This window comes from Pseudomonas palleroniana, from assembly GCF_022836895.1.
Classification (GTDB): domain Bacteria; phylum Pseudomonadota; class Gammaproteobacteria; order Pseudomonadales; family Pseudomonadaceae; genus Aquipseudomonas; species Aquipseudomonas palleroniana.
This window is the reverse complement of sequence record NZ_CP092411.1, coordinates 4,877,844-4,893,451: the sequence shown is the minus strand read 5'-3', so window position 1 is coordinate 4,893,451 and position 15,608 is coordinate 4,877,844. Positions and strand designations below refer to the sequence as shown.

Annotated in this window: 17 protein-coding genes; 8 read left to right on the top strand and 9 right to left on the bottom strand. The window is 60.4% G+C overall.

Going from position 1 to position 15,608, the window contains the following annotated elements:
• Window positions 1-2 precede the first annotated feature (2 nt).
• Window positions 3-371, bottom strand: coding sequence for a hypothetical protein (locus MJP36_RS21835; RefSeq protein WP_060753259.1), 369 nt, complete (start codon window positions 369-371; stop codon window positions 3-5).
• 132 nt (window positions 372-503) lie between these two features.
• On the opposite strand from MJP36_RS21835, the gene earP reads away from it, so the two are divergent.
• Together earP and MJP36_RS21825 are read left to right on the top strand one after the other, a co-directional pair.
• The gene (earP, locus tag MJP36_RS21830) at window positions 504-1,637 is read left to right on the top strand and encodes an elongation factor P maturation arginine rhamnosyltransferase EarP (RefSeq protein WP_104995894.1); all 1,134 of its coding nucleotides are present in this window, start codon (window positions 504-506) and stop codon (window positions 1,635-1,637) included.
• Window positions 1,638-1,686: 49 nt separating this feature from the next.
• Window positions 1,687-2,259 (top strand): elongation factor P, encoded by a 573-nt coding sequence (locus MJP36_RS21825; protein WP_016975379.1) that lies wholly within the window; start codon window positions 1,687-1,689, stop codon window positions 2,257-2,259.
• 64 nt (window positions 2,260-2,323) lie between these two features.
• On the opposite strand, the gene MJP36_RS21820 is transcribed toward MJP36_RS21825, so the two are convergent.
• The 3 genes from MJP36_RS21820 to MJP36_RS21810 all read right to left on the bottom strand — a co-directional run bounded on the left by MJP36_RS21820 (window position 2,324) and on the right by MJP36_RS21810 (window position 4,458).
• A complete protein-coding gene (locus tag MJP36_RS21820; protein WP_060753261.1) occupies window positions 2,324-2,743 on the bottom strand; it encodes an organic hydroperoxide resistance protein in 420 nt (139 codons plus the stop codon).
• A gap of 233 nt (window positions 2,744-2,976) precedes the next feature.
• Complete coding sequence (locus tag MJP36_RS21815; protein WP_244383991.1) at window positions 2,977-3,429, bottom strand: MarR family winged helix-turn-helix transcriptional regulator; 453 nt, start codon at window positions 3,427-3,429, stop codon at window positions 2,977-2,979.
• A 78-nt stretch (window positions 3,430-3,507) separates the two neighbouring features.
• Window positions 3,508-4,458 carry a LysR family transcriptional regulator gene (locus MJP36_RS21810; protein WP_244383990.1) on the bottom strand — a complete coding sequence of 317 codons (951 nt, stop codon included), beginning with the start codon at window positions 4,456-4,458 and terminating at the stop codon, window positions 3,508-3,510.
• Between the two features lie 107 nt (window positions 4,459-4,565).
• On the opposite strand from MJP36_RS21810, the gene MJP36_RS21805 reads away from it, so the two are divergent.
• A complete protein-coding gene (locus MJP36_RS21805; protein WP_161548880.1) occupies window positions 4,566-5,315 on the top strand; it encodes a sulfite exporter TauE/SafE family protein in 750 nt (249 codons plus the stop codon).
• Here the strand turns inward: MJP36_RS21805 and MJP36_RS21800 are convergent.
• Window positions 5,305-6,186, bottom strand: coding sequence for a LysR family transcriptional regulator (locus tag MJP36_RS21800; protein ID WP_104995897.1), 882 nt, complete (start codon window positions 6,184-6,186; stop codon window positions 5,305-5,307). The genes MJP36_RS21805 and MJP36_RS21800 overlap by 11 nt on opposite strands.
• A gap of 70 nt (window positions 6,187-6,256) precedes the next feature.
• Between MJP36_RS21800 and MJP36_RS21795 the strand changes: the two genes are divergently transcribed.
• The gene (locus tag MJP36_RS21795; protein ID WP_060753265.1) at window positions 6,257-6,463 is read left to right on the top strand and encodes a DUF1127 domain-containing protein; all 207 of its coding nucleotides are present in this window, start codon (window positions 6,257-6,259) and stop codon (window positions 6,461-6,463) included.
• Between the two features lie 45 nt (window positions 6,464-6,508).
• Complete coding sequence (locus MJP36_RS21790) at window positions 6,509-7,738, top strand: winged helix-turn-helix domain-containing protein (protein ID WP_161548834.1); 1,230 nt, start codon at window positions 6,509-6,511, stop codon at window positions 7,736-7,738.
• A gap of 113 nt (window positions 7,739-7,851) precedes the next feature.
• Here MJP36_RS21790 and MJP36_RS21785 read toward each other — a convergent pair whose 3' ends face one another.
• Window positions 7,852-9,198 (bottom strand): class II 3-deoxy-7-phosphoheptulonate synthase, encoded by a 1,347-nt coding sequence (locus MJP36_RS21785; protein ID WP_244385656.1) that lies wholly within the window; start codon window positions 9,196-9,198, stop codon window positions 7,852-7,854.
• Window positions 9,199-9,320: 122 nt separating this feature from the next.
• Here MJP36_RS21785 and MJP36_RS21780 point away from each other — a divergent pair, with 122 nt between their 5' ends.
• Entirely contained in the window at window positions 9,321-10,076 is a 756-nt protein-coding gene (locus MJP36_RS21780) for a spermidine synthase (protein WP_060753267.1), read from the top strand.
• 98 nt (window positions 10,077-10,174) lie between these two features.
• On the opposite strand, the gene MJP36_RS21775 is transcribed toward MJP36_RS21780, so the two are convergent.
• Window positions 10,175-10,966, bottom strand: a complete 792-nt coding sequence (locus MJP36_RS21775) for a crotonase/enoyl-CoA hydratase family protein (RefSeq protein WP_104995899.1) — start codon at window positions 10,964-10,966, stop codon at window positions 10,175-10,177.
• Between the two features lie 422 nt (window positions 10,967-11,388).
• On the opposite strand from MJP36_RS21775, the gene MJP36_RS21770 reads away from it, so the two are divergent.
• Entirely contained in the window at window positions 11,389-13,062 is a 1,674-nt protein-coding gene (locus MJP36_RS21770; protein WP_016972326.1) for a DEAD/DEAH box helicase, read from the top strand.
• Between the two features lie 69 nt (window positions 13,063-13,131).
• Here the strand turns inward: MJP36_RS21770 and MJP36_RS21765 are convergent, their stop codons facing one another.
• A complete protein-coding gene (locus MJP36_RS21765) occupies window positions 13,132-13,899 on the bottom strand; it encodes a DODA-type extradiol aromatic ring-opening family dioxygenase (protein ID WP_060753269.1) in 768 nt (255 codons plus the stop codon).
• A 102-nt stretch (window positions 13,900-14,001) separates the two neighbouring features.
• On the opposite strand from MJP36_RS21765, the gene MJP36_RS21760 reads away from it, so the two are divergent.
• The gene (locus tag MJP36_RS21760; protein ID WP_244383989.1) at window positions 14,002-14,658 is read left to right on the top strand and encodes a thiopurine S-methyltransferase; all 657 of its coding nucleotides are present in this window, start codon (window positions 14,002-14,004) and stop codon (window positions 14,656-14,658) included.
• A gap of 53 nt (window positions 14,659-14,711) precedes the next feature.
• Here MJP36_RS21760 and htpX read toward each other — a convergent pair whose 3' ends face one another.
• A complete protein-coding gene (gene htpX, locus MJP36_RS21755) occupies window positions 14,712-15,599 on the bottom strand; it encodes a protease HtpX (RefSeq protein ID WP_060753271.1) in 888 nt (295 codons plus the stop codon).
• Window positions 15,600-15,608 lie beyond the last annotated feature (9 nt).

Genomic DNA, 15,608 nt, shown 5'->3' with positions numbered 1-15,608 from the left:
GGTCATTCGCAAAATTGCAGGACATTGGCCCGGCTCTTTTCATTGGGAGCGTTCTGATCTTGCTGCAACCAGAACTGGCATTTGGGGTTGTTCAGGTTGCGCACATTGTTGCGGGCCTGGTCCAGGGATTGCTGCTGTTCCTGTTTGCGCAGGTTGTCGGTGTATTGCTCGAACATACGGTTCGGCGGCTCGGGTGTGACGACGGCAGGTTTGCCTAATTGTTGAACGGCCTGGGCGACCGGCGCCAGGCTCTGCGGGAACACATAGCGCGACGCGAGCCAGCTCGTCAGCACGATGGCGACAAACCCCAGCCATACACCAAACGCGATGGCGACACTGAGCTTGAACAGTGGCAGCGAACGATCAGACATGATGGCCTCCTGGCGGGCATTGATGGCGTGGCGACGATTGTCGCACAGCCACTGTGCAGAATAATCGCGATCAAGCCTTCTGCATTGGCGCATTTATGCGGACAATCGAGCCTTTGATCGTTGGAGCCCGGAATGAAAGCCCGCTGGGATATTTTTTGCAGTGTTGTCGACAACTACGGCGACATCGGCGTGACCTGGCGCCTGGCCCGGCAACTGGTGGTGGAGCATGGGTGCGAAGTGTGTTTGTGGGTTGATGATCTGCGGGCCTTCGAGCGCATGTGCCCTGAGATTGATGTGCGGTCGCCGCAGCAATGGCAGGACGGCGTCGAGGTGCGCCACTGGCCGGCCGACTGGCCCGGCGCCCCATCTGCCGATGTCGTGATCGCCGCTTTTGCCTGCCAATTGCCGCCGGCCTACATGGAAGCCATGGCCGAGCGCGAACGCGTTCCGCTGTGGATGAACCTGGATTACCTCAGTGCCGAAGAGTGGGTGGTGGGTTGCCATCGCCTGCCGTCGGTGAAGTTCAAGGGCGTGCAGAAGTATTTCTTCTTCCCCGGTTTTCGCCCGGGCACAGGCGGTCTTTTGCGCGAGGCAGGGTTGCTGGAGCAGCGCCAGGCTTTTCAACAAGATGTGCCGGCGCAACGACAATTCCTGCAGACCCTGGGAGTGTTTCCGGCAACTGATGCGCGATTGATCTCGCTGTTTGCCTATGAAAATGCTGGGTTGGCCAGTTGGCTGGACGTGTTGGCGACGGACGGGCGTGCCACTCATCTATTGGTGCCGGAGGGCCGCATCCTCGGCGATGTGCAACGTTGGCTGGGGGTGGAGGGCCTGGCAGCAGGTGATATTCATCAGCGCGCGGCCCTGACCGTGCAGGTGTTGCCGTTCGTGCGCCAGGAACAATATGACCGCTTGCTGTGGTGCTGCGACTTCAACGCGGTGCGCGGCGAAGACTCGTTCGTGCGGGCGCAGTGGGCGGGGCGGCCAATGCTTTGGCACATTTATCGCCAGGATGAAGATATCCACCTGGATAAACTCGACGCCTTCCTGCAGTTGTACACCGCCGCCTTGTCACCGGCAGCCAGTGCTGCCGTAGTCACACTTTGGCAAGCCTGGAACGCTGATGGCGATATGGCACAGTCGTGGAAAATGTTGCTGGAGCACTGGCCGGAGGTGAACCAGCACGCGCAAACATGGTGTCTGGAACAGGGCTTGCAGGCCGATCTTGCGACGGCGCTGGTACAGTTTTATGAAAGTTGGATATGATACGCCACCTTGAATTTTGTAAATCCCATCCAAATTTCGGATATCTGCAATGAAAACTGGTAAAGAACTGAAACCCGGTACCGTGATCCGTATCGACAACGACCCTTGGTTGGTTCAGAAAGCTGAGTTCACCAAGTCGGGTCGTAACAGCGCGATCATGAAGACCAAGCTGAAGAACCTGCTGACCGGTTACAAGACTGAAACTGTCTACAGTGCCGACGACAAGCTGGACGACGTGATCCTCGACCGCAAAGAAGCGACCCTGTCCTTCATCAGCGGCGACACCTACACGTTCATGGACACCACCGACTACACCATGTACGAGCTGAACGCTGAAGATATCGAAGCCGTTCTGCCGTTCATCGAAGAAGGCATGACCGACGTTTGCGAAGCGATCTTCTTCGAAGAGCGCCTGGTTTCCGTAGAGCTGCCGACCACTATCGTGCGTAAGGTTGCCTACACCGAAGGTTCCGCTCGCGGCGACACTTCGGGCAAGGTAATGAAGCCTGCCAAGCTGGCTAACGGCACCGAACTGCAAGTAGCCGATTTCATCGAAATCGACGACATGATCGAGATCGACACCCGTGAAGGTGGTTCGTACAAAGGTCGCGCCAAGAAGTAATTCTGGCTACCTCGATACGAAAAAAACCCGACTTTGAGTCGGGTTTTTTGTGGGCGTCTATAAATCAGACGGTTACGTGCAGGCGTACGTCGACGTTGCCGCGAGTGGCGTTGGAATACGGGCACACTTGGTGCGCGGCGTCGACCAGGCTTTGCGCATCGTCCTGGGCCAGGCCCGGCAGGCTGATGTGCAGGTCGATGTCCAAGCCGAAACCACCGGGGATTTGACCGATGCCGACGTGGGCGGTGATCGACGCGTTATCCGGAACCTTGCGCTTGGTCTGGCTGGCGACGAATTTCAGCGCGCCGATAAAGCAGGCCGAGTAACCGGCGGCGAACAATTGCTCAGGGTTGGTGGCTTGGCCGCCAGCACCGCCCAGTTCCTTGGGGGTGGAGAGTTTGACGTCGAGGATGTTGTCGCTGGAGACGGCACGACCATCACGGCCGCCGGTGGCGGTGGCTACTGCGGTATAGAGCGTTTGCATGGCGTTTCCTCTTTGTTATTAGCGCTAACTATTTGCGCGCTAAGTAGTTGGTGAGATGAATGTATAGCGCTAATGTTTAGTGCGCAAGATAAATTTATAAATTTTTATGCCCTACCACCAACCAGTGTGGGAGGGGGCTTGCTCCCGATTGCGGTGGATCAGCCAGCTTATCAATAGCTGACACGCCGCAATCGGGAGCAAACCCCCTCCCACATTTTAGAGCTTCACCGCGATTAGATTGAGCTTTGCAGGTTGCTGCGCAAGGCAACCAGGTCAGCCTGCAGCTTGCGCAATTGCTCCAGCTCCAAACCACTGGCGCCGAGGATGCACTGGGGAATCCCCATGGCTTTATCCTGCAGGGCGCGGCCGCTGTCCGTCAGTTCCACGACCACCACCCGCTCATCCTCGCGGTTGCGGGTGCGGCTGAGCAAGCCCTCGGCCTCCAGGCGTTTGAGCAGCGGGGTGAGCGAGCCCGGATCGGTCAGCAGGCGGTTGCTGATTTCGCCGACGGTCAAACCGTCCTCTTCCCACAGCACCATCATGGCCAGGTATTGCGGATAGGTCAGGCCGAGGGCTTGCAGCAGTGGCTTATAGACCTTGGTCATCAGCAACGAGGTGGAGTGCAGGGCGAAGCACAGCTGATTGTCCAGCATCAGGGATTGGCAAGGGGCAGGATTTTTGCTCATGGCGGTGTCTCGAAAGCGGGTATTGCCTGGAATCTAGCGGGCAAATGTTTAATGCGCCAGGTAATTCTATCCCGGCGGTCAAACCAGACCGTTTTGCAGTGCCAGATCCCAAGGCGGCACCGGGCTGAAGCGGGATTTGAGGTACTCGAGCAACAACCGGCTGCGCGCATTGGCCTGTTGCTCCAGGCGCAGCGCATAGATCCCGGCGGTTTCCGGGCTGGGCAGGCCGTTTTCGCAGAACAGGGGCAGCAACTCGCCACGGACCAGGTATTCACTGGCCAGCCAAGTGGGCAGGTGGGCAATCCCCAGCCCGGCCAACGCGCCGGACAGCAGAGCTTCGGCATTATTGGCACTCATGCGGATGCGCTGCGGGCGATAGGTGGCGCGGCGCCCGTCCAGCTCGAAGCGCCAGGCGAACATCGGCGCCAGGCCGTCCCAGTCGAGGCCGTCGTGCTCGCTCAGCTCCCGGGGGTGGGTGGGCGTACCCCGCGCTTTCAGATAGGCCGGGCTGGCGCAGGCGATACGTACGATGCTGGCCAGAGGAGTGGCGATCAGGCGGGTGTCGACGATATGCCCGGCGCGCAGTACCAGGTCGACCTTGCCCAAGTGCGCACCCTGCATATCGACAAAACTGTCGATCAGGTGCAGGTGCACATCCAGCCCGGGATAGACATTCAAAAAATCCGCAATCACCGGGGCCAGGTGCCGCCGCCCGAAGGCCGCCGGCGCATCCACACGAATCAGGCCTTCCGGCGCATGGCTCAAGGACACCGCTTCAGCCCGGGCCAATTGCAACTCACCGACGATCCGGCGCGCCCGCTCGGCAAAGGCCAGGCCTGCCGGCGTGGGCACCACCGCGTGGGTGCTGCGGAGGAACAGGCGGCTGCCTACAGAGCTTTCCAGGCTGTCGATACGTCGGGCGACCGCCGAGGGCGTCAGGGGATGGCGGCGTGCTGCGGCGGAAAAACTGCCCGTCTCCAATACATCCAGAAACAGGCTCAGTTGGTCGGTGAGCGTATTGGGATTCATCACTGAGCGCTTATGCGAAATTGGCAAAGCCATTGTGCGTTGCTGTGCGTTTCCGCGCCAGGGCCGACTGCGTAGCATGCACAGACCGGAAGTGTGGAGTGATGGCGGTGTTGGATTTTGTGATGTATGGGCTACTGGGTGCGGCCCTCGGCACGTTGGGCGGCCTGTTCGGCATTGGTGGCGGGCTGATTGCGATTCCGGTGCTGGGCGTGTTGTTCGGCCTGGATCAGCAGATCGCCCAAGGTACGGCGTTGGTGATGGTGGTGCCCAACGTGATGCTGGCTCTGTGGCGTTACCACCAGCGCAATCGCATCGAGTTACGCCATGCATTGCCCTTGGGCGTCATGGGCTTCAGCTTCGCCTGGCTCGGTTCGATCTGGGCGGTGGGCCTGGATGCCGGCGCCATGCGCGTGGGGTTTATCGCGTTCTTGCTGACGCTCTCGGCGTACAACCTGTTGCGCATGTTCACCCGCAATGCGCCGCCGACTGCACAGATGCGTTATTCCTGGCCATGGCTGGGGGTGCTCGGTGCAGTCTCAGGCTCCATGGGCGGGTTGTTTGGGGTCGGTGGCGCGGTGGTTGCCACGCCGGTGCTGACCAGCCTGTTCGGTACCACTCAAGTGGTCGCACAAGGTTTGTCGCTGGCCTTGGCGCTGCCCAGCACCGGCGTGACCCTGGTGACCTATGCCTGGCACCACCAAGTGGATTGGATGATCGGCATCCCCTTGGCAATCGGCGGCCTGCTCAGTATCAGTTGGGGCGTGAAGGTCGCCCATGCACTGCCGGAACGTGTGCTGCGTGGCCTGTTCTGCGCGTTCCTCGTGGTGTGCGCGGTGATGCTGACCTTTAAGGTTTGAAGCCTTCGAGGATGTACGCTGCCAGGCATTCGGTGATGGGCGAGGTCATCTGCGGGTTGCGCAGCAGGTGCAGATTCATCGAGGGCAATGGCGGGAGACCCTCGTCCTTGCCCAGTATGCGCAGGTCGTCGGTCACCAGGCTTTCCATGCTGACCATGACCGCGAGGCCAGCGTTGACCACCGCCTGGATCGCCGCCACGTTGGAGCTGTGGTAGGCCAGGCGATAATCCCGTCCGGCCGCATCCAGCGCGGAGCGCGCCCATTGCGTGTAGAGGCAATCCGCGCCAGACATCGCCAGCGGCAGGGCTTCGTGCTCGTCTACGCAGAAGCAGGGTGAAGCCGCCCATACCATGCGCTCCGTACGCAATAACTCGCCGATTTCGTTGCCAGGTTCGCGGCTGACCACAGTCAATGCGAGGTCACGTCGCTGCATCAGCACCGTTGACGATTCGCAGTGCATCTCGATTTGAATCAGCGGATACGCCTTGGAGAACTGCTTGAGAATGCCCGGCAGGAAGCGCATCACGTAATCGTCCGGTGTGCCGATGCGCACCAGCCCCACCATATGCGGTTCACGCAGGGTGTTGAACACTTCGCTGTGCAATTTCAGGATGCGCCGGGCATAGCCCAGCAGCACCTGGCCTTCGGGAGTCAGTCGCACCTGGCGACCGTCGCGTTCGAACAGTTTGCGCTGTAGGACGTCGTCCTCCAGGCGCTTCATCTGCATGCTCACCGCCGACTGCGTTCGGTTGACCAGCTCTCCAGCCCGCGTGAAACCGCCTTGGTCGGCGATGGCGACGAAGGTGCGCAGCACCTCGGTGTCGATACTTGGGAAGCTGGACAATTGATCAATCTCCGAGATGTATTGCATAAGAAACATTCGTTGGATTGATCATAGTGCCTGGCACACACTTTCGTCATCCCCACAGGAGGGCGAAAAGATGAAAGGTCAAACCGGTTTTGTGTTGATGGCGAAGCGTCCGTTTTCCGGGCTGTTGCATGCCCTGGCGCGCTGGCAGACGCTGTATCACGAGCGTCAGATGCTGGCGAGCCTGAGTGACGACGCGCTCAAGGACATCGGGCTCAATCGTGCCGATGTGGAGCAGGAGCGGCACTTGCACTTTTGGCAGGACCCCCTGCGAAAGTGAGCCAGGATGCAGTAGGGTGGTGGGCGAGTTCCCATGGAGATTCCCATGCCCGTCGACCTGTCTTTCTCACTCAAGCAAGCTCGACGCATGGCGCTGGCTGCCCAGGGTTTTTCCGGGCGCCAGGCGCCAGCCCTGATCAAGGCAACACACCTCAACCGCTTGATCGAGCGTCTGGGTGTGTTGCAGATCGATTCGGTCAACGCGCTGGTGCGCTCCCATTACCTGCCGCTGTTTTCCCGTCTGGGCAATTACTCGCCATCGATACTCGAGCAGGCCGCCTGGAGCCAGGGGCGCCATCGTTCGTTATTCGAATACTGGGGGCATGAAGCATCGTTGCTGCCTATGGCGCTGTACCCGCTGCTGCGCTGGCGCATGGAGCGGGCCAGGCAGGGGCAGGGTATCTATGCGCAGATGGCGCGTTTCGGGCGCGAGCAACAGGCCACTATCCAGCGCGTCCTGCGCACCGTCGAGCAACGAGGCGCGTTGGGGGCGGGCAGTTTGTCGACCCGCGAGGAGCGCGCTGGGCCCTGGTGGGACTGGAGTGAGGAAAAACACGCGCTGGAATGGCTGTTTGCCGCAGGCCTGGTCACCGTTGCGGGGCGGCGTGGTTTTGAGCGGCTCTATGATTTGCCGGAGCGGGTGATCCCCGGCGAAATGCTTCACGCCTCGGTGGACGAGGCGCAAGCCCAGCGCAGCTTGTTGTTGCACAGCGCGACGGCGTTGGGAGTGGCCACTGAAAAGGACTTGCGCGACTACTTTCGCCTGGACCCTGCCGACAGTCGCAACCGCCTGGCGGAGTTGGTTGAAGAAGGGCAGTTGCTGACCTGCCGCGTACAAGGCTGGAAGGCTGCGGCGTATTGTCTGCCCGAGCCGAAAGTGCCGCGCAAGGTGGCGGCCAGTGCATTGCTGTCGCCCTTCGATTCGCTGATCTGGGAGCGCAGCCGTACCGAGCGATTGTTTGATTTCCGTTATCGACTGGAGATCTACACCCCGCAAGACAAGCGCGTATATGGCTACTACGTGCTGCCGTTTCTGCATCACGAGCGGATAGCGGCGCGCGTGGATCTGCGCGCTGAGCGCGCTAACGGTCAGTTGGCTGTGCATGCGGTGCACGAGCAAGAGCCGGGCTTGGATGAGCAGGGGATGTTGGCGCTGGCGCTTAATTTGCGCCAGATGGCCGACTGGCTCGGGCTGGAGCAGGTGCAGCTCAATTGCCAGAGACCGAGTGCCGACCGCTTGCGGCGAGCGATGCTTTATGGGGAGGGTGGTCTTTAGGGCCTCTTCGCGAGCAAGCCCGCTCCCACACTCGACCGCGTTCCAAAGGAAGTACGTGGGCAAATGTGGCAGCGGGCTTGCTCGCGATGGCGTCAGTGCAGGCGGCTCAAACCTCAGCGCTTGACCTGCTTCAATGTTTCAGCAATCAAAAACGCCAGCTCCAGCGACTGATCGGCGTTCATCCGCGGGTCGCAGTGGGTGTGATAACGATCCGACAAACCATCTTCGGTGATCGGTCGTGCACCGCCGATGCATTCGGTGACGTTCTGCCCGGTCATTTCGATATGAATCCCGCCGGCGTAACTGCCTTCGGCCTGGTGAACCTGGAAAAACTCCTTCACTTCACTGAGGATCTGCGCAAAGTCGCGGGTCTTGTAGCCGCTGCTGGCCTTGATGGTGTTGCCGTGCATCGGGTCGGAGCTCCACAGCACCTGCTTGCCTTCGCGCTGCACGGCGCGAATCAGGTCGGGCAGATGATCACCGACCTTGTTGGCGCCCATGCGGGCAATCAGGTTGAGGCGGCCGGGGTCGTTGTCCGGGTTGAGGATATCGATCAAGCGGATCAGGTCGTCCGGGTTCATGCTCGGGCCGACCTTGACCCCGATCGGGTTGTTCACCCCACGCAGGAATTCGACATGGGCGCCGTCCAACTGACGGGTGCGGTCGCCGATCCACAGCATATGGGCCGAACAATCGTAATAGTCGTTGGTCAGGCTGTCGCGGCGTACGAAGGCTTGTTCGTAGTTGAGCAGCAGCGCTTCGTGGGCGGTGAAGAAGCTGGTTTCGCGCAATTGCGGCGAGCTGTCCATGCCGCAGGCGCGCATGAAGGCCAGGGTTTCATCGATGCGGTCGGCCAACTGGCTGTATTTCTCGGCAAGGGCGGAGTTGGCGATGAAGTCCAGGTTCCACTTGTGTACCTGGTGCAGGTCGGCGAAACCGCCCTGGGCGAAGGCGCGCAGCAGGTTCAAGGTGGCCGTGGACTGGTGATAGGACTGCAACAGACGGTCGGGGTCCGGCACGCGGCTTTTTTCGTCGAAGCCGATCCCGTTGACGATATCGCCGCGGTACGCGGGCAGGGTGATGCCGTCGATGGTTTCATCGTTGGCCGAACGCGGCTTGGCGAACTGGCCGGCCATGCGCCCGACTTTCACCACCGGGCAGCCGGCGGCAAAGGTCATCACGATTGCCATCTGCAACAGCACCTTGAAGGTGTCGCGGATTTTGGCGGCGGAAAACTCGGCAAAGCTCTCGGCGCAGTCGCCTCCTTGCAACAGGAAGGCGCGGCCCTGGGTCACTTCGGCGAACTGACGGCGCAGTTCACGGGCTTCCCCGGCAAATACCAGCGGCGGGTAGCTCGCCAGGTTTTTTTCCACTTGCAGCAAGTGGGCTGCATCCGGGTACTGGGGTTGTTGCTGGATCGGCATTGTGCGCCAGCTGTCGGGACTCCAGGGTTGGCTCATCATGAACTCGTTGGTTGGGTTGTCGGTAGAGCGGATGTTATCAGCAATTAGTGCGTGACCTGCTGCTGCCGCTTGGCCGACAATCGCGCCTTTGCCGAGCGGCAAACCCATTAGGAGTCGTGATGAGCGAGGAGCGTGTCGAGCACCTGTTGGCCGAAGTCCATGATGATTTCGGCATGATCCGCGTGCTCGAAGTGGCCGATTACCGGTTTCTCGAATTTGGTGATGCCATCGAGCAAAGCTGCGTATTCACCGCCGACCCGAGCTGGCTGGAGTACGACTATACCCGTGCCATGCTCATTGGTGCGTTGTGCCATGAACAGCCGGAGAGTGCGCTGTTTCTCGGCCTGGGCGCCGGTACGCTGACCCAGGCGTGCCTCAAGTTCCTGCCGCTGGAAGACGTCGAAGCCATTGAGCTGCGCCCGGATGTGCCGCGCCTGGCGATTGAATATCTGGGGTTGGACGATGACCCGCGGTTGTACATCCGCATTGGCGACGCCCTGCAATTGCTTGGCAGTGCCGAGTCGGCCGACCTGATTTTCGTCGACCTGTACACCGATGTCGGCCCGGGTGTCGGGCACCTGGCCTGGACGTTCCTGGAAGACTGCCAGAAGAAACTCAACCCTGGCGGTTGGCTGGTGATCAACCAATGGGCCACGGACGATGGCAAGCCACTGGGCGCTGCGTTGCTGCGTGGGTTGTACCACCGGCATTACTGGGAGCTGCCGGTAAAGGAGGGCAATGTGATTTTGCTGGTGCCTTCCGAGCTGGATCAGGAACTGGACCTGGATGCACTCTCGGCCCGCGCCGAAGCATTGGCGCCGCGCCTGGGTTATTCGTTGCAGTCGCTGATCAAGGTGATTCGGCCGGCGACTTAGTTGGCTGTGCCGGCGCCATCGGGGGCAAGCCCCCTCCCACACTTGGAACTCATTGCAAATGGGGGAGGGGGCTTGTTCCGATGGCGGGCCCAGCCAATTCAAATACCCTTGAACACCCCCGGACGCTTCTCGATCATCGCCCGGACTCCTTCCTTGGCATCTTCACTGTTGAGCAACTTCTCCACCATGGGTGGCAGCGCGGCGGCCGCGACGGTCTCGCCCTCATTGCGCGCCATGCGTGCCGACATCAACGTGGCCTGTACGCCGAGCGGGGCCTGGCGCGCAATCCGGTTGGCGAGTTCGATGGCGCGCGGTAGCAGGTCTTCGCTGGCCATCACCTCCTGAACCAGCCCCAGGCGCAGGGCTTCATGGGCGTCGAACTCGTCGCCGGTGAGCAGCCAGCGCATCGCATTGCCCCAGCCGGCGACTTGATGAAAACGTAGTGTCGCGCCGCCAAATGGAAAGATCCCGCGTTGGACCTCCATCTGCGCAAAACGCGTGTTGCTGGCGCACAGATTGATATCCGCCGCGAGCATCAACTCGATCCCGAGGGTCAGGCAGTAACCCTGGGCCGCGACGATCACCGGTTTGTTCACGCGGGGGCCGGCGAACACTCCCCAGGGATCGCACCCTCCGAGCGGCGGCTGCCAACCGCCGGCCATCACAGCACTGACATTGGCCAGGTCCAGCCCGGCGGTGAAGTGGTCGCCATGGGCAAATACCACCGCCACCCGGGCGTCATCATTTCGATCAAATTCGCCATACGCCAGGCTCAGCGCATTGAGCAGATCCAGATCAAAAGCATTGCGTTTGGCCACCCGGTCCAGGCCCAGTAGCAGGACATGGCCCTGGAGTGCACGGCTGACGCGGCTGCTGCTGGCTTGATTCATCGGGGTGCCCTCGGGCGTAGGGAAGGGTTTCAGACCAAAGGGTCTCAATCGGCAGGTGAACCGTTTAAGTGTTTTGACCAACAGGGCCGGGCCTTTGAAAAATAGACCTTGCTGCTCTTCTCTGCAAAGGCTGTGATACAGCGCGGTTTATCAGTGCTTTGCGATAAAAAAAGCTCCCTTTTTCAGCTATTTCCGGTATAGTGCGCGCCGGCCTTTAACCGGGCCGCGTTTAGGTAGCGCAATTCCCCGAAGTCAGCTTCGGCTGCACGTCCGCACAGCGGACTCTTCCTTGACGAATCTTTTTCATTCATTCGTTTTCGCAAATCCCCGCCGACAAAGCAGCCAGGGCGACTCTTGAGTCTCAACACGGCATGCGCAGCTTTGGAGCATGGGTCTTTGCGGATGCACTTAGAGGCAGACCCATGACCCAGGAAACCGGCGGCTTCGCCGCTTTTAATCTTAACCCGAATATTCTTGCAGCCGTCGCAGCGACCGGCTACGAAGAGCCTTCGGCGATTCAGCAGCAATCGATCCCGATCATCATGGCCGGCAAAGACATGATTGGCCAGGCGCAAACCGGTACCGGTAAAACCGCTGCCTTCGCCCTGCCTATCCTGCAATGCATCGATCCTGCCAAGCGCGAACCGCAAGCCCTGATCCTGGCGCCAACCCGTGAGTTGGCGCTGCAAGTAGCAACCGCCTTTGAAACCTACGCCAAGCAAATGCCGGGCGTGACCGTTGTGGCCGTTTACGGCGGCGCGCCCATGGGCCCACAACTCAAGGCAATCCGTAATGGTGCACAGATCGTTGTCGCCACTCCGGGCCGTCTGTGCGACCACCTGCGTCGTGACGAAAAAGTCCTCTCGACCGTGAACCACCTGGTTCTCGACGAAGCTGACGAAATGCTGAAGCTGGGCTTCATGGATGACCTGGAAGTCATCTTCAAGGCTCTGCCACCGACCCGTCAGACCGTACTGTTCTCGGCCACCCTGCCACAGTCGATCCGTGCCATTGCCGAACGCCACCTGCGCGACCCGGAGCACGTCAAGATCCAGACCAAGACTCAGACCGTTACCGCGATCGAACAGGCTCACCTGTTGGTTCACGCTGACCAGAAGACCTCGGCTGTATTGAGCCTGCTGGAAGTCGAAGACTTCGATGCCCTGATCATGTTCGTGCGCACCAAGCAAGCGACCCTGGACCTGGCCAGTGCCCTGGAAGCCAAGGGCTACAAAGCCGCTGCGCTGAACGGTGACATCGCCCAGAACCAACGTGAGCGCGTCATCGACTCCCTCAAGGATGGTCGCCTGGACATCGTTGTCGCAACCGACGTGGCGGCTCGTGGTCTCGACGTTCCACGCATCACTCACGTGTTCAACGTTGACATGCCGTACGACCCGGAGTCCTACGTTCACCGTATCGGCCGTACCGGCCGTGCGGGTCGCGAAGGCCGTGCACTGCTGCTGGTGACTCCACGTGAGCGCCGCATGCTGCAAGTCATCGAGCGCGTAACCGGTCAGAAAGTTGCCGAAGTCCGCCTGCCGGATGCCCAGGCAGTTCTCGATGCTCGTATCAAGAAGCTGACCAACAGCCTGTCGCCGCTGGTGGCTGACGCTGAATCGACCCATGGCGACCTGCTGGACCGCCTGACCGCCGATATCGGTTGCACCCCGCGCGCTCTGGCTGCAGCCCTGCTGCGTAAAGCCACCAACGGTCAGGCCCTGACCCTGGCTGCCATCGAGAAAGAACGCCCACTGGTGCCGAACAGCGCGCCACGCGGTGATCGTCCAGAGCGTTCCGGTGACCGTCCAGACCGTGGTGATCGCGAGCGTCGTGCTCCGGTGCCATTGGCTGAAGGCCGTGCTCGTTGCCGTACCGCGCTGGGTGCGCGTGATGGTATTGCTGCCAAGAACCTGCTGGGCGCTATCCTCAACGAGGGTGGCCTGGCACGTGAAGCCATCGGTCGTATCCAGGTGCGTGACAGCTTCTCTCTGGTGGAGCTGCCGGAAGACGGCCTGGAAAAACTGCTGGCCAAGCTGAAAGACACACGCGTTGCCGGCAAGCAGCTCAAACTGCGTCGCTACCGCGAAGATTGATCCGCCCTTGGGTTGATTGATCGCACATAAAAAATCCCCGACTGGTCGGGGATTTTTTTTGCCCGGCGGTTAACCGAAGCGATAGATGTCCATGCCCAGTGCTCCCATAGTGAAACCCTGGTGTGCCACGCTGAATGTCCCTCCGGCGCCGCGCGCAAAGTACAGCGGCAGCAGGTGTTCATCACTGGGATGGCTGCGTACCGCATTCGGTGCCTGGCGACGGTAATCATGCAAGGCCGCTTCATCGTCGGCGGCAAGCTTGTCCACCACCCAGTCACGGAAGTCCCGCGCCCATGGTTCGATGCTCTGCGGCCCCGCATGCCAGTCCAGTTCACCCAGGTTATGGGTGATGCTGCCGGAGCCGATCAGCAAGATGCCCTGTTCACGCAGCTCGGCGAGGGCATGTCCGACCCGGGTTTGCAGGGCAGGGCCCATGCGGCTGGGCAGGGACACCTGGACCACCGGGATATCCGCCGCCGGGTACATCAGCGACAAAGGCACCCATGTCCCGTGGTCAAAGGGGCGGCGCTCATCAATGCGCGCATCCAGACCATCGGCATGCAGCAGTTCGACGATCCGGCCAGCCAATTGCGGGTTGCCGGGCGCAGGATACTGCACGGCAAACAGCTCACGTGGGAAACCGCCGAAGTCATGCCAGGTTTGCGGGGCAGCGCTGCCGCTGACCAGCAACTGGTCGCTTTCCCAATGCGCCGACACCACTACAATCGCCTTCGGCCGTGGCAGTTCGGCGGCAAGGCGTTGGAGTGCCGGGCCGCTGGCGCCGGGTTGCAGGGCAAGCATGGGAGATCCATGAGAAATAAACAGGCTAGGGAGCATAAGTCGGGTCCTGAGCGTTAACATGGCCCATCTTCAATCAGATCATTGATCTAAATCTAATATAAGTTTTAACCCCTTTTGATCGAATTTTCAGGGTGATTCATGGAACCCAAATTTTGGCGGGAACGCTGGGCGCGCAATCAGATTGGCTTTCACCTGCCGCAAGTCAACGCTTATCTGCAACGACACTGGCCGCTATTGTCCGTCGCTGAAGGCTCCAAGGTGCTGGTGCCGCTGTGTGGCAAGAGCCTGGACTTGATGTGGCTGGCCAGCCAAGGGTTGCGGGTGTTGGGTGTGGAGCTGTCGGAGCAGGCGGTCGAAGCGTTTTTCAGCGAGCAGAACCTGACCCCGCGAATCAGCGAGCGGGGAGTGTTCAAGGTGTATCAGGCGGGTCTGATCGAGATCTGGTGTGGTGATTTTTTTGCCTTGGGCGCTGAGCCGTTGGCTGATTGCACTGCGCTCTATGACCGCGCCGCCTTGATCGCGTTGCCGCCGTTGATGCGTGTGCAGTACGTCGAGCATCTGAACACGCTGCTGCGGCCAGGTTGCCAGGGGCTGTTGATCACTCTGGATTACGAGCAGATACAAAAAGCCGGACCGCCGTTTGCGGTGACTGACGAGGAAGTGCACAAGCTATTGGGTGAGCGGTGGACGCTGGAGGTGTTGCAGGAGCAGGACATCCTGGGTGAAAGCTGGAAGTTTGTGCAGGATGGCGTCACTCGCCTTGAAGAGCGCGCTTATCGGTTAACCAGGGTATAAACCACGGTCACAAAAAAGGGGCGATATAATCGCCCCTTTTGCGTTACCGGGAATCAGCCGCGACGGCGCAATGCGTCGATCCGCTCTTCCAACGGTGGGTGGCTCATGAACAGGCGAGCCATGCCCTGTTTGATGCCGCCGTTGATACCGAATGCCGTCAGGCTGTCCGGCATGTGTACCGGCAGGCCCTGTTCGGAGCGCAGGTGTTGCAGCGCTGCGATCATTGCCCCGGTGCCGGCCAGGCGGGCACCGGCTTCGTCTGCACGGAATTCCCGTTTGCGCGAGAACCACATGGTGATTGCGCTGGCCAGGAAGCCCAGTACCAGTTCGGCAAAGATGGTCGCCACGTAATAGGCGATACCGCGGCCTTCTTCGTTCTTGAAGATCACCTTGTCGACAAAGTTGCCGATGATTCGCGCAAAGAACATGACGAAGGTGTTCACCACCCCTTGTACCAATGCCAGGGTGACCATGTCACCGTTGGCCACATGGCCGATCTCGTGGGCCAGCACCGCTTTCACTTCGTCGTATGAGAAGCGTTCCAGCATGCCCTGGCTCACCGCCACGAGCGCGTCGTTCTTGTTCCAGCCGGTGGCGAATGCGTTGGCCTCATAAGCCGGGAAAATGCCTACCTCGGGCATCTTGATACCGGCGTCACGGGACAGCTGCTCAACGGTCTGCAACAACCATTGCTCATGTCGGGTGCGTGGCTGGGTGATGACCTGGGTGCTGGTGCTCATCTTCGCCATCCACTTGGAGATGAACAGCGAGAACAGCGAGCCGGCGAAACCAAAGACCGCACAGAAAACCAGCAGCTGATTGAGGTTCAGGTCAACCCCGTTGGCCGCCATGAACCCGTTGAAGCCGAACAGGCTCAGGGTGATGCTGGCAATCAGCACGACCGCCAGGTTAGTGGCCAAAAACAGCAGGATGCGCATCATGGTTGTAGA

Bases quoted from the DNA above. Each gene is read 5' to 3' on its own strand.
- MJP36_RS21765 (WP_060753269.1), bottom strand. From the start codon at position 13,899: ATGCTCCCTAGCCTGTTTATTTCTCATGGATCTCCCATGCTTGCCCTG.
- MJP36_RS21810 (WP_244383990.1), bottom strand. From the start codon at position 4,458: ATGAATCCCAATACGCTCACCGACCAACTGAGCCTGTTTCTGGATGTA.
- MJP36_RS21785 (WP_244385656.1), bottom strand. From the start codon at position 9,198: ATGAGCCAACCCTGGAGTCCCGACAGCTGGCGCACAATGCCGATCCAG.
- earP (WP_104995894.1), top strand. From the start codon at position 504: ATGAAAGCCCGCTGGGATATTTTTTGCAGTGTTGTCGACAACTACGGC.
- htpX (WP_060753271.1), bottom strand. From the start codon at position 15,599: ATGATGCGCATCCTGCTGTTTTTGGCCACTAACCTGGCGGTCGTGCTG.
- MJP36_RS21820 (WP_060753261.1), bottom strand. From the start codon at position 2,743: ATGCAAACGCTCTATACCGCAGTAGCCACCGCCACCGGCGGCCGTGAT.
- MJP36_RS21795 (WP_060753265.1), top strand. From the start codon at position 6,257: ATGAAAGGTCAAACCGGTTTTGTGTTGATGGCGAAGCGTCCGTTTTCC.
- MJP36_RS21775 (WP_104995899.1), bottom strand. From the start codon at position 10,966: ATGAATCAAGCCAGCAGCAGCCGCGTCAGCCGTGCACTCCAGGGCCAT.
- MJP36_RS21800 (WP_104995897.1), bottom strand. From the start codon at position 6,186: ATGCAATACATCTCGGAGATTGATCAATTGTCCAGCTTCCCAAGTATC.
- MJP36_RS21825 (WP_016975379.1), top strand. From the start codon at position 1,687: ATGAAAACTGGTAAAGAACTGAAACCCGGTACCGTGATCCGTATCGAC.
- MJP36_RS21835 (WP_060753259.1), bottom strand. From the start codon at position 371: ATGTCTGATCGTTCGCTGCCACTGTTCAAGCTCAGTGTCGCCATCGCG.
- MJP36_RS21790 (WP_161548834.1), top strand. From the start codon at position 6,509: ATGCCCGTCGACCTGTCTTTCTCACTCAAGCAAGCTCGACGCATGGCG.
- MJP36_RS21815 (WP_244383991.1), bottom strand. From the start codon at position 3,429: ATGAGCAAAAATCCTGCCCCTTGCCAATCCCTGATGCTGGACAATCAG.
- MJP36_RS21780 (WP_060753267.1), top strand. From the start codon at position 9,321: ATGAGCGAGGAGCGTGTCGAGCACCTGTTGGCCGAAGTCCATGATGAT.
- MJP36_RS21770 (WP_016972326.1), top strand. From the start codon at position 11,389: ATGACCCAGGAAACCGGCGGCTTCGCCGCTTTTAATCTTAACCCGAAT.
- MJP36_RS21760 (WP_244383989.1), top strand. From the start codon at position 14,002: ATGGAACCCAAATTTTGGCGGGAACGCTGGGCGCGCAATCAGATTGGC.